The sequence below is a fragment of the Paraburkholderia sp. J8-2 genome (assembly GCF_905220195.1).
Lineage (GTDB): Bacteria > Pseudomonadota > Gammaproteobacteria > Burkholderiales > Burkholderiaceae > Paraburkholderia.
Window position 1 is genome coordinate 983,413 of the sequence record NZ_CAJMZA010000001.1, and the last position, 12,600, is coordinate 996,012.

Annotated in this window: 11 protein-coding genes; 2 read left to right on the forward strand and 9 right to left on the reverse strand. The window is 64.4% G+C overall.

The window, feature by feature from the left end; all coding sequences use genetic code 11:
• Window positions 1–24: 24 nt before the first annotated feature.
• The gene (locus U5A52_RS04290; protein ID WP_321934037.1) at window positions 25–606 is read left to right on the forward strand and encodes a DUF3501 family protein; all 582 of its coding nucleotides are present in this window, start codon (window positions 25–27) and stop codon (window positions 604–606) included.
• A 6-nt stretch (window positions 607–612) separates the two neighbouring features.
• On the opposite strand, the gene U5A52_RS04295 is transcribed toward U5A52_RS04290, so the two are convergent.
• The gene (locus tag U5A52_RS04295) at window positions 613–1,077 is read right to left on the reverse strand and encodes a GNAT family N-acetyltransferase (protein WP_321934038.1); all 465 of its coding nucleotides are present in this window, start codon (window positions 1,075–1,077) and stop codon (window positions 613–615) included.
• A 102-nt stretch (window positions 1,078–1,179) separates the two neighbouring features.
• Between U5A52_RS04295 and U5A52_RS04300 the strand changes: the two genes are divergently transcribed.
• Entirely contained in the window at window positions 1,180–2,712 is a 1,533-nt protein-coding gene (locus U5A52_RS04300; protein ID WP_321934039.1) for a PLP-dependent aminotransferase family protein, read from the forward strand.
• On the opposite strand, the gene U5A52_RS04305 is transcribed toward U5A52_RS04300, so the two are convergent.
• The 8 genes from U5A52_RS04305 to U5A52_RS04340 form a co-directional block, all read right to left on the reverse strand.
• Window positions 2,660–3,634, reverse strand: a complete 975-nt coding sequence (locus U5A52_RS04305; RefSeq protein ID WP_321934040.1) for an aldo/keto reductase — start codon at window positions 3,632–3,634, stop codon at window positions 2,660–2,662. The genes U5A52_RS04300 and U5A52_RS04305 overlap by 53 nt on opposite strands.
• Window positions 3,635–3,749: 115 nt before the next feature.
• The gene (locus tag U5A52_RS04310) at window positions 3,750–5,054 is read right to left on the reverse strand and encodes an FAD-binding oxidoreductase (protein ID WP_321934041.1); all 1,305 of its coding nucleotides are present in this window, start codon (window positions 5,052–5,054) and stop codon (window positions 3,750–3,752) included.
• The gene (locus U5A52_RS04315) at window positions 5,054–6,346 is read right to left on the reverse strand and encodes an FAD-binding oxidoreductase (RefSeq protein ID WP_321934042.1); all 1,293 of its coding nucleotides are present in this window, start codon (window positions 6,344–6,346) and stop codon (window positions 5,054–5,056) included. Before U5A52_RS04315 ends, U5A52_RS04310 begins: the two co-directional genes overlap by 1 nt.
• Before the next feature lie 70 nt (window positions 6,347–6,416).
• Complete coding sequence (locus U5A52_RS04320; protein ID WP_321934043.1) at window positions 6,417–8,000, reverse strand: DUF3138 family protein; 1,584 nt, start codon at window positions 7,998–8,000, stop codon at window positions 6,417–6,419.
• 108 nt (window positions 8,001–8,108) lie between these two features.
• Entirely contained in the window at window positions 8,109–9,020 is a 912-nt protein-coding gene (locus U5A52_RS04325; protein ID WP_321911647.1) for an ABC transporter permease subunit, read from the reverse strand.
• The gene (locus U5A52_RS04330; RefSeq protein WP_415764414.1) at window positions 9,017–9,988 is read right to left on the reverse strand and encodes an ABC transporter permease subunit; all 972 of its coding nucleotides are present in this window, start codon (window positions 9,986–9,988) and stop codon (window positions 9,017–9,019) included. The genes U5A52_RS04325 and U5A52_RS04330 overlap by 4 nt, the downstream gene beginning before the upstream one ends.
• Before the next feature lie 13 nt (window positions 9,989–10,001).
• Window positions 10,002–11,153, reverse strand: a complete 1,152-nt coding sequence (locus U5A52_RS04335; protein WP_321911645.1) for an ABC transporter ATP-binding protein — start codon at window positions 11,151–11,153, stop codon at window positions 10,002–10,004.
• 251 nt (window positions 11,154–11,404) lie between these two features.
• Window positions 11,405–12,526 (reverse strand): polyamine ABC transporter substrate-binding protein, encoded by a 1,122-nt coding sequence (locus U5A52_RS04340; RefSeq protein ID WP_321934044.1) that lies wholly within the window; start codon window positions 12,524–12,526, stop codon window positions 11,405–11,407.
• Window positions 12,527–12,600: the final 74 nt, after the last annotated feature.

Below are 12,600 nucleotides of genomic sequence, written 5' to 3' on the forward strand. Positions count from 1 at the left end.
CGCAACCTACACGAGGCACGACTCATGACGATCGCGAGAAATTCGTTGTTGACGCTGGAAGCCTACGCCCGCGTGCGGGGCGATATGCGCAAACGCATCATCGAACACAAGAAGCAGCGCGCGGTGCCGCTCGGCAATCACCTCACGTTCCTGTTCGAGGACGAAACCACGATTCGCTATCAGATCCAGGAGATGCTGCACATCGAAAAGATCTTCGACGAAGACGGCATTCAGGGCGAACTCGCGGCCTATCTGCCGCTCGTGCCCGACGGCGGCAACCTGAAGGCGACCATGCAGCTCGAATATGAAAGCGAAGTCGAGCGGCGCGCGGCGCTCGCGCGGCTCATCGGCATCGAGGACAAGGTGTTCGTTCAGGTGGATGGCGAGCCGCCCGTCTACGCGATCGCCGACGAAGACCTCGAACGCGAAAACGCTGAAAAGACCTCGGCGGTGCACTTCGTGCGTTTCGAACTCACGCCGCAGATGAAAACGCGGCTGCGCGAAGGCGCCGCGCTCACGATAGGCTGCGATCATCCGAATTACCGCGTGCCGACGCAGACCATCGACGGTGAAGTGCGCGCCTCGCTGCTCAAGGATCTAGCCTGAGGTGCTTCAAACGTCCTTGCGGTACATGACGAAGCCAGGCTTCACGGCCACGTCGTCGTAAAGCCGCATTGCCGTGTGATTCGTCTCGTGCGTGTGCCAGTACACGCGCGACGAATTCGACGCCTTCGCGTGCGCATACACGGCTTCGATCAGCGCGCGGCCCACGCCCTGGCCGCGCGCATCCTCCACGGTGAAGAGGTCCTGCAAATAGCAGATCGGCCCTTCCAGAATCGTGTTGCGGTGATAGATGAAATGCACGAGACCGAGCACGCGCTCGCCGCGCACGGCGATGAACGCGTGCATGGGCTCGTAGCCGTCGAAGAAGCGCGACCACGTTGTGCGCGTGATGTGCTCCGGCAGCGCGGTCGCATCGAAGCGGCCGTAAAAGCGGTTATAGCCGTCCCATAGCGGCAGCCATGTGTCGAAATCGTCGGGTGCGACGGCGCGGACTTGAAGCGTCGTGTCGGTCATGCGTTGTCTCCTCGTTTGCAGGCTTGCCCAAACCCCCAAGCGTAAGCGACTTGTGGCACCATTGTTAGTCCCACCGAAATCGAAAACCATGGAGCCACGGGATTGGACTACGCGTTGATGATGGCGGCCTATGCGAAGCGCGCCGTGCGCAAGCTCACGCAGCAGGACCTGCTTTACGAGAGCCTGCGCCGCGCGATTCTCGACGGCGACATTGGCCGCGGCACGCGCCTCGCGTCGAGCCGTGCGCTCGCAGAGCAACTCGGCATTGCGCGCAATTCGGTGCTCTATGCGTACGAGCGGCTCGTGGAAGAGGGCTTTGTCAGCGCTACGCGCCACGGCTCGGTCGTCAACGCGGTCAATGCGACTGCGGCGGCAACGCCTGCGCAGTCCGCGCTGCGCGAAGATCCTGCGCCTGCGCTCGCGCGCCGCGTGCGCAACCTGCCGCCGCGCCGCATGGGCCGCGACGGTCCCAAGGCGCTGCGCCCGGGCGTGCCCGCGCTCGACGCGTTTCCGTACGCGCAATGGCGCGCCGCCGTCGAGCGCGCGCTGCGCGAGTTGCGTGCGCATGACCTCGGTTATGGCGACAGTGCGGGCATGCCTGCGCTGCGCCAGGCCATTGCGCAATATGTGCGGGTGTCACGCGGCGTGCGCTGCCAGCCCGGCCAGGTGTTCGTCACGGACGGCACGCAGTCGAGCCTCGACTTGTGCGCGCGTCTCTTCGCGGACGAGGGCGAGCGCGCGTGGATCGAAAATCCCGGCTATCTCGGCGCGCGCGTGGCGTTTGCCGCTGCGGGCCTGCAGCTCGTGCCGATGAGCGTGGATGCGGCGGGCATGGCGGCCCGCGCCGAAGACTGGCGTGAGCGGCCGCCGCGCCTCGTTTATCTCACGCCGTCGCACCAGTATCCGCTTGGCTGCGTGCTGAGCCTCGAGCGGCGGCTCGCGCTGATCGAGCAGGCGCGTGCGTGCGGCGCGTGGATCGTCGAAGACGACTACGACAGCGAGCTGCGCCACGATGGACCGCCGCTGCCGTCGATCCAGGGCCTGGCCGACGACGCACCCGTGATCTATCTCGGCACGTTCAGCAAGACGCTCTTTCCGGCCCTGCGCATCGGCTTCATGATCGTGCCGCAGCGTGTGGCGGCGCAATTCGCGCAGGCGCATCACACGCTCATGCGCCAGGGTCGCGTGGCGGAGCAACTGGCGCTGGCGGAATTCATCGAAAGCGGGCGCTACGCGCGCCACTTGCGGCGCATGCGCAAGCTTTACGAAGAGCGCCGCGACGGCCTCGTCGCGGCAATCGACAAACATCTGGCCGGCATGATGACGGTGTCGGCGGACGCGGGCGGCATGCATTTGAGCGTGCGTCTCGACGTGCCGCTCAGCGACGCCGAGGTGAGTGAAGCGGCGCGCGCACAGGGGTTGCATCTCTCGCCATTGAGTGCGTATTGCGTCGATGCCCCGGACGCCACGCGCTACAACGGCTTCCTGCTCGGCTATGCGGAAACGCCGCCGTACGTTGCCGACACGCTCATGCAGACGCTCGCGCGCATTGTGCGCGAACGTCTGGCAGCGGCCTCGCCGCTTACTGATGACCCGCGATCACATGAGGCAGATAAGGCGCTTCAAGCGTCTTGATCTCTTCGCTGGAGAGCTTGAGCGAGAGGGCGGCGATGGCGTCTTCGAGATGCTGCGGCTTCGAGGCGCCGATGATCGGCGAAGTGATGCCGGGCTTGTGGAGCAGCCACGCGAGCGCGACCTGTGCGCGCGAGACGTTGTGCGTACGCGCGATGGTTGCGACCGCACCGATAATGGCTTTATCCGCGTCGGCGCCGTAGAGCGTCTTGCCGAACTTGTCGGTTGCCTCGCGTTCGCTCGTTTCGTTCCAGTCGCGCGTGAGGCGGCCGCGCGCGAGCGGGCTCCACGGCATCACGGCAATGCCCTGATCGGCGCACAGCGGCAGCATTTCGCGCTCTTCCTCGCGGTAGAGCAGGTTCACGTGGTCCTGCATGCTCACGAACTCGGTCCAGCCGTGCAGGCGCGACGTGTAGAGCGCCTTGCTGAACTGCCACGCGTGCATGGACGAAGCGCCGATGTAACGCGCCTTGCCTGCCTTCACCACGTCGTGCAGCGCTTCGAGCGTTTCTTCGATCGGCGTGTCGTAGTCCCAGCGATGGATCTGATAGAGATCGACATAATCGGTGCCCAGGCGCTTGAGACTATGATCGATTTCCGTGAGGATGGCCTTGCGCGACAGGCCCTGGCCGTTCGGACCGGGACGCATGCGGTTGTACACCTTCGTGGCAAGCACGATGTCGTCGCGCTTGACGAAGTCGCGCAGCGCACGCCCGACGATCTCCTCAGAGGTGCCGTCCGAGTACGTGTTCGCGGTGTCGAAGAAGTTGATGCCGGCGTCGAGCGCCTGGCGGATGAGCGGACGGCTGGCTTCTTCGCCGAGCGTCCATGGGTGCGTGCCGCGCTCGGGCACGCCGTAAGTCATGCAACCGAGGCAAAGACGCGAAACCTGCAGCCCTGTCGAGCCGAACCTGACGTAATCCATTGCTGTTGCTCCTGGCGAAAAGGCGATTCAAGCAGAAGAAGTGCGTGCGCCGCGCGAGCGCGGCGGACTTTCGCAAGGGTATAACAGGCGGGGAGAACGTGCAGAGCGTGCCGCTTCAGAACATTTCCATTACACGGTGATAAAGCATGCCGACTTCGAGCGCGGGCCGCCGCCACGCGGGGCCGCCGGGGAAGCGCGCGTGCCGCAGTTGCGCGAACAGATCGAACGAGGCGCGCTCGCCCACGATGGCCTGCGCAACGAGACGCCCCGCAATGCCCGTGAGTGCCACACCGTGCCCCGAAAAACCTTGCACATAGTAATAATTCGGGTCGATCGCGCCGAAGTCGGGCGCGCGGTTGCGCGTGACATCGACAAAGCCGCCCCAGGCGTATTCCACGCGCGCCGCGGCGAGTTGCGGGAACGTGTCGCTCATGCGCGTTTGCATGGCCGCGGTCAGGCGCTCGGGCGCGGCGCCAGTCGAATCGGCGCGGCCGCCGAACAGCATGCGGTCATCCGCCGAAACGCGGAAATAGTCGAGGAAGAAGTTGTTGTCGCACACGGCTGCACGTTGCGCGATCAACGAGTCGGCCAGTTCGCGCCCGAGCGATTCGGTCGCAATGATGTACGACGCGATCGGCGCAATGCGTGCGGCCACGGCGCCTGGCAAGACGCCGCCCGGCGCGGCGTTGCTGCACGACACCACGAAGCGGCAGCGCACTTCCCCGCGCGCGGTTTTGACCACGGGCCGCTCGCCGCGCACGACTTCGAGCGCGCGCGTATGGGCGAACAGTTGCGCGCCTTCGCGGCGCGCGGCGGCAGCAAGGCCAAGACAGTACTTGAGCGGATGAAGATGCCCCGAAACCGGATCGTAGACGCCCGCGATATACCGCTGCGACGCCACACGGGCGCGCGTGGCGTCGGTGTCGAGCCATTCGAGGCGGTCGTAGCCCCAGCGCGTGCGCGCCGCCTCCATCCACGCGCGCAGATCGGGCACGCGCTTGGCTTTCGTCGCGACGGTCAGATAGCCCGGCGTGAAATCGCAATCGATGCCGTAGCGCGCAATGCGCTCGCGCACGAGGCTCACGCCTTCGATGGAAAGCGCCCACGCCGCGCGTATACCCTGCGCGCCGAGCTGCTTTTCGAGCACTTCGTCTTTCGCGAAGCCCACGAGCGTTTGGCCGCCATTGCGGCCCGAGGCGCCCCAGCCGGGACGATGCGCGTCGAGCACCACCACCGAAAGGCCGCGTGCACGGCACTCCAGCGCGACCGACAGCCCGGCGAAGCCCGCGCCGATCACGCACACGTCGGCGTCGAGCGCGCCTTCCAGCACGGGGTCGTCGTCGGCGGGGCGCGTGGCGGTGGCTTCGTAGTACGAGTGGCGGGCGAGAGCGTCCGCCTGGGCGTCGAGGTCGAGTGTCATCAAAGCAGGTCCTTCATTCGATACCATGCCATCGCGAGCACGAGGGCAGGGGTTCGCAGTGTAGCGCCGCCGGGGAAATCGCGGTGACGGATCTTGCCGAACAGGTCGAAGCGCGCGGCCTGGCCGTGAATGGCTTCGGCGATCAGCGTGCCCGCGAGCCCCGTGGTGTTCACGCCGTGGCCCGAGAAGCCCTGCGCGAAATACACCGTGGGCGAGAGGCGGCCGAAGTGCGGCGCGCGGTTCATCGTGATGTCCACGTAGCCGCCCCACGCGTAATCCACCTTCACATCGGCGAGTTGCGGAAACGTCTTCAGCATGTCGCGGCGCATGGCTTCGCCCAAATTAGGCGGCGCGAACGTGGAATAGCTCACTTTACCGCCCCAAAGCAGACGCGTGTCCGGCGCCGGACGGAAGTAGTCGAGCACGAATCGGCTGTCGCATACGGCAGCCTGAGCGGGCATCAGCGCATTCATGCGCTCGGCACCCAGCTTTTCGGTCGCGATCACATAGGTGCCAACGGGCATGATCTTGCGCGAGAGCGCCGGTGCGAGATCGCCCAGATACGTATTGCATGCGAGCACAACGAATTTCGCGCGCACGTTGCCACGCGCGGTTTCGACTACATGCCCGCCGTTTTCTTCGCGCAGGCGCGTGACGGGACTGTTCTCGTACACGCGCACGCCGGCTTCGGCGGCCGCGCGCGCGAGGCCGAGCGTGTAGTTGAGCGGATGCAGATGGCCGCTATCGGGATCGTAGAGGCCGCCCGCGTAGCGCGACGACTGCACGTAATTAGCGACGCCGCCGCCATCGACGTAACGGAAGCGGTCGTAACCGAAGCGGCTTGCCGCCTCGTCGCGCCAGCGCTTGAGCGAATCCACGTCGCGCGCCTTGTTGGCGGCGGTGAAATAGCCTTCGGTGAGCGCGCAATCGATATTGTGCTGCTTGACGCGGCGCTTCACGATGTCGAGTGTTTCGAGGCCCATGTCCCAGACCTGACGGACCTCGGCTTCGGGCATGAACTGCGCGAACGTGTCGATATCGCAGGCAAACCCGCCAATCAGCTGCCCGCCGTTACGCCCGCTCGCGGCCCATCCGACCCGCGACGCTTCCACGAGCGCGACGCGATAGCCGCGTTCGGCGAGATTGAGTGCGGCGGAAACGCCCGTAAGGCCCGCGCCGACCACGCAGACATCGGCGTCGATCGCGCCTTCCAGCGCGGGGTGCGCCGTGGTGTCGTTGGCGGTGGCCGCGTACCAGGACGGGGCATGTGGCTGATTGGCGAATTTGAGCATAAAGAGAGCGTAGAAACAAAAAGCGGGCGACGGTCAGGAACCCTGATAGCCGCCGCCCGCCCCAACCTCATCAGAACGAGTAGATGAACTGCGCGCCCAGCAAGTCGTTGCTCTTGCCGTACGAACCGTCGTTGTGCAGGAACACGCGCTGCGTGGCCCAGTCGTGGCGGTATTCCACCTTGACCGTGATCTGCTGCGTCGGGAAGAACAACAGGTCGAGCGCCACGTCCTGGCGCGTCGCGCCCTTGCACTCGAAGCCGAAGCCGCCGCCCGCCTGCGAATTCGCCAGGCAGTCCGCACCAATGCCGAAGCCGTTGGCCGTGTCCATGCCATTCGAATTCAGCACGATGCCGCCGCCACCGCCGCCGTTCTTGCTGTCGACGAGCAGGTCGTAGCGTGCGGTCACGCCCATGCGGCCCACCACCGGCGCGTTGAACTTGCGGTGCGCGAGCAGCGAGAAGCCGTACCACTGCGCGTTGCCGCCGTTGAACGCAGCACGCTGCTGCTGGCCGTAATCGACTTCGGCGTTGTACTGGATGTCCGCCTGCGTGTAGGTTGCATCCACTTCGCCAAAGAGGAAGTAGCCGCCCGAGCTCGATGCCTGGCCACCCACGCCGTACACGGCCTGGCCCGTCGTCGAGTCGAATGCGCTCGGCAGCGTCTGGCGGCCAATGTTGAACGAGCCGCCAATATCGAGTGCGCTCGACCACGTGTAGTCGGCACGCGCCGTGAACGTCGGGATCTTGTTGCTCGTGGTGATCGGGTCGCCCAGCGCGTTCTGGCCCGTCTGCACGACCGCGCCATTGGTGCGGTACTGCTCGTTGCCAACCATGAACTTGAACGCCCACTGGCTGCCGTCCGGCGTGTAGTTCCAGCCGACGCCCACATAGCTGCCCGGATCGGAGAAATCGTAGAGCAGGTTGTGCGTGAGCGTGAGCATCTGGTTCGACTGCTGCACCTCGTAGCCGCCAAAGCTCGGCATGAGACCGGCGACGAACGTACCCGTGGAGGTCACCGGCACGGTGACGACCGCGGTATTCAGGATGTTGTTGCCGATCTCGCCATGCTCGTTCTGCAGCAGCGTGATGCCGTTGCCGCGGTTGGGCATGAGCGTGATTTCGGCCGAAGGCGCCATCGGGCCCACGCCGAAGGTCTTCTTGATGTCGAGGTAGACATCGCCGAACGTGCTGTTGAAGTAGTTATACGCGCCCGTATGGTTCGCGAACAGGAACGACGACGTGCCCGGCGCGCGGTTGTAGATATACGTCGGGTCGATATAGCCGGTGATCGAAAGCCCGGCGAGCGGACCGGTATTGGCGGCGTCGGTGAGCGAATCGACCTTGAGCTGCTGGCTTGCGATCTGCTGCTTCATCGCATCGACCTGGTCGTTGGTCAGGTTCGCTTGCGCCTTGCCGTAATCGGGCGAACTGATGTCCACGACCGGAGCGGCGGCGGTGGCCGGGACGACCGGCCCTGCGGCTGCGGCCTTCGTTGTCGTCTTCGATTGCGCCAGTTCGGTCTTGAGCGATTTCACCTCTTTTTGCAGGGCGTTCAGCTGCGCCTGCAGGGCCTTGATCTGATCGCTGGTCGAGTCCGCTAGCGCGAGCCCTGGCAGCGCCCCGGCCACCAGCAGACAGATTAACTTCTTCTTCATTGAAATTCTCCTTGTTGGTCGTTATTGCAGCTACTTCAACGTGCGGGTACGGGACGGCGGGCGGCGTACACCGTCCCGCTAAATGTGTTCGTTATTCGACAGGCGCCATCACGCCGCGCGCCGGCCAATCGGCGCACCCACCGCGCCGGCAGGGGCGGCCGGCGTCAGGGCTTCGGCGGGCTCGGGCTGGACGAAAGCGAGTTGCATGTCGCGCAGGCGCTTTCTCTCGCGGGCCGCCATGATCTGGTTGGCCGCGATCACGCCGATCGTCACCGCGCTGATAAAGAGCGTGGCGAGCGCGTTCATCTCCGGATTCAGACCCAGACGCACGCGCGAGAACACCACGAGCGGCAGCGTGGTCGAGCCCGGGCCCGAGAGGAACGCGGAGAGCACGAGGTCGTCGATCGAGAGCGTGAACGAGAGCAGCCAGCCCGAAATGAGCGCTTGCGAGATCAGCGGCAGCGTGATCACGAAGAACACCTTGAAGGGCGTCGCGCCCAGATCGAGCGCGGCCTCCTCGAGCGACTGGTTCATCTCCTTCACGCGCGACTGCACGATGATCGCCACGTACGACACGCACAGCATCACGTGGCCGATCCACATGGTCAGCACGCCGCGGCCCTTCGGCCAGCCAAGGAACTGCTCCATCGCGACGAACAGCAGCAGAAGCGAAATGCCCTGGATGACTTCGGGAATCACGAGCGGCGCGTTGATCATGCCGGCGAAGAGCGCGAAGCCCCTGAAGCGGCCCATGCGCGCGAGCACGTAGCCGGCCCACGTGCCGATCACGACGGAGGCGAAGGCCGTCATCAGGCCGATCTTCAGCGACAGCCAGGCGGCGCTCAGCAGCTCGTCGTCCTGCAGCAGCGCGGCATACCACTTCAGCGAGAAGCCGGACCACACCGTAACGAGCTTCGACTCGTTGAACGAGTAGACGATGAGGCTGATGATCGGGATGTAGAGGAACAGAAACCCGAGTGTGAGAACGCCGGTGGAGAGCGTACGGTTGGGCTTGATCATTTGCCTTCCTCCAGTTGCTTGACCTGGTTGTGCTGGAAGAGCGCCATCGGCACGAGCAGCAGCAGCACCATCGCGACCGTGACGGCGGAGGCCATCGGCCAGTCCATGTTGTTGAAGAACTCGTCCCACATCACGCGGCCGATCATCAGTGTGTCGGCGCCCCCGAGCAGTTCGGGGATCACGTACTCGCCCACGGCCGGAATGAACACGAGCAGGCTGCCCGCGATGATCCCGTTCTTCGAGAGCGGCAGCGTGATTCGCGTGAACGCGACCCAGGGCTTCGCGCCGAGGTCATAGGCGGCCTCGAGCAGCGTGAGGTCCATCTTCACGAGGTGCGCGTAGAGCGGCATCACCATGAACGGCAGGTACGAATAGACCATGCCGATATAGACGCCCGCGTCGCTGTGATAGAGGCGCAGCGGCGAATGGATGAGGCCGATGGCCATGAGCGTGTGATTGAGCAGGCCGTCGTCCTTGAGGATGCCGATCCACGCGTACACGCGAATCAGGAACGACGTCCAGAACGGCAGCATCACGCCCATCATGAGCAGGTTGCGCGTGGCCGGATTCGAGCGCGCGATGTAGTAGGCGATCGGATAGCCGAGCAAGAGGCAGAAGAGGGTGGAGACGGCCGCCATCTTCAGCGAGCTGATGTAGGTGGCGATGTACAGGTCGTCCTGCAGCAGGAAGGCGTAGTGGCCGAGCTGCAGGGCGAAGTGCACGACGCCGTCCTTCATCTGGACGAGGTTCGTATAGGGCGGCACCGCCATCATCTGGTCGGCGAAGCTGATCTTGAACACGAGCACGAACGGCACGGCGAAGAACAGCGTGAGCCACACGAACGGCACGCCGATCACGGTGGTGCGGCCCGAAGGCACGAAGCGCGAGAAGAAGCGCGCGAGCGTGCCGCGGCGGGCGTCTGCGGCTGCCCGGCCTGACCCAGGCGTGGTGGGAATAGTGGTACTCATGATTCGGGCCTCCTTACTGCGTGAGCACGACGCCGCTGGCCGGCGACCAGGACACATAAACATCGTCATTCCAGGCGGGCGCGCCCTCATTCATGAGGTGCGAGCTCGAGAGGTTCGAGACGACGACCTTGCCGCCTGGCAGACGCACGTGATAGAGCGAATAGCTGCCCATGTAGGCGACGTCCGTGACCACGCCACGCGCCCAGTTGTGCTGCGTGCCGGGCCTTTCGCGCGTCACGCGCACACGCTCCGGGCGCACCGAAATGCCAACGGGCATGCCGAGCGGCCCGGTCACGCCGTGGCTCACGTACATGCGCGTTTCGAGGTCTTCGCTTTCCACGAAGATGTGATCGGGCTCGTCCTCGACGACCTTGCCTTCGAACAGGTTGGTCGAGCCGATGAATTCGGCCGAGAAACGGCTGTTGGGGAATTCGTAGACTTCGCTCGGCGAGCCGATCTGCACGATGCGGCCTTCGCTCATCACGGCAAGGCGGTTGGCCATGGTCATGGCCTCTTCCTGATCGTGCGTGACCATCACACAGGTGACATCGACTTTCTCGATGATGTTCACGAGTTCGAGCTGGGTCTTCTGGCGGATCTTCTTGTCGAGCGCCGACATCGGTTCGTCGAGCAGCAGGAGCTTGGGGCGCTTCACGAGCGAGCGTGCAAGCGCCACGCGCTGCTGCTGGCCGCCGGAAAGCTGATGCGGTTTGCGCTTCGCGTAGCGGCCCATCTGCACGAGGTTGAGGGCGTCGGCCACGCGCTCGCGGATCTCGTTCTTCGGCACGCCTTCCTGCTTGAGGCCGAACGCGACGTTCGACTCCACGCTCATGTGCGGAAAGAGCGCATACGACTGGAACATCATGTTGACGGGGCGGCGGTACGGGGGCAGCGACGCGAGGTCTTCGCCGTCGACGTAGATGCGGCCCGACGTGGCCGTTTCGAGGCCCGCGAGCATGCGCAGCAGGGTGGACTTGCCGCAGCCGGAGCTGCCGAGCAGCGCAAAAAGCTCGTTCTTGGCGATGTTCAGGCTCACGTTGTCCACGGCGGTGCTGTCACCGAACTTCTTGACGACGTTCTCGATACGCACGAACGCGTCGTTCTTTGCCGGGTTCGCGTTGGCGCGCAGAGCTTCTGGGGCGTTGACTTTAGACGTCGAATTCATGATCTGATCTGGGTTCCTATCTGATCGCAGTACTCGGTTTTCAGGCGCGAGGCGACCCGCACGGGGCGCACGGGGCGACTCGCGATTAGTACTGCGAACGGAGCTCGGGAATGGCTCGCGCGCGTCGTCAAAAAAGGGGGGCGGCGCTGCGCGGCCGGACTTCGGAATTGCGCACTTCAGGCGGAGAGGGGTCGAGCGATCCCTCTTCCGCGTTGTCTCCTTCTTGTTTCCTTCAGGGGGTGATCAGGGTCTCAGTGGCCCGTTTTCAACTGGGCCCACAGGCGGTTTTCAAGGCGCAGGATGTCAGCCGGCATCGGCTTCATCAGCGTCATCTTCTTGAGCACGTCTTCCGGCGGGTACACCGTCGCGTCCTGCGCCACTGCCGGGGTGACGAACTGGCGCGCGGCCTTGTTCGCGGTGGGGTAGAACACTTCGTTGGTGATTTGCGCGTTGACCTTCGGGTCCGAGATGTAGTTGATCCACTTCATCGCGTTCTCCGGGTGCGGGGCGTCCTTCGGGATGACCATCACGTCGAACCACAGCAGGCCGCCTTCCTTCACGTTCGAGAACTTGACGTCATACGAGCGCTTGGCTTCCTCGGCGCGGCGGTGTGCAATGCCGACGTCGCCCGACCATGCCACGGCAACGCAGATATCGTTGTTCACGAGGTCGTTGATATAGCCCGACGAATTGAACTGGGTGATATACGGGCGGACTTTCTTCAGCACTTCGAACGCGGCCTGGTAGTCGGCGGGGTTCGTGCTGTTGGGGTCCTTGTGCATGTATTGCAGCGTCGCGGCGAAGACGTCCACGGCCTGGTCGAGGAACGACACGCCGCAGCCCTTGAGCTTCGAGAGATTTTGCGGATCGAGCACGAGCGCCCAGCTATCCACGGGCGCGTTCGGACCGAGCGCCTTTTCCACCGCTTGCTTGTTGTAGCCGATGCCGTCGGTGCCGAACGCCCAGGGCACGCCGTACTGATTGCCCGGATCGGCGTCGGCGATCATGTGCATGAGCACGGGATCGAGGTTCGCGAGGTTGGGGATCTTCGACTTGTCGAGCTTCTGGTACACGCCGGCCTGAATCTGCTTGGCCATGTAGTTCGATGTGGGCACAACGATGTCATAGCCCGAACTGCCGGCGAGCAGCTTGGCTTGCAGCGTGTCGTCGCTGTCGTAGTTATCGTACTTGACCTTGACGCCCGCTTCTTTTTCGAAGTTCGGGATCGTGTCCTTCGCAATGTAGTCGGACCAGTTGTAGACGTTCAAATCGCCGTCGGCCGCGTGCGCGGTCTGGCTCGACACGGCCGTGAGGCCTGCACACGCTGCGAGGGCCGCAAGCGCGACCGCATGACGAAGATGACTAACACTCATGTTGCTTTCCCCTGAAGATGAAAATTGGCGGGGGGCCCAGCACCCCGTTGCGCCGCCCGCCTTGGACAAGTCGC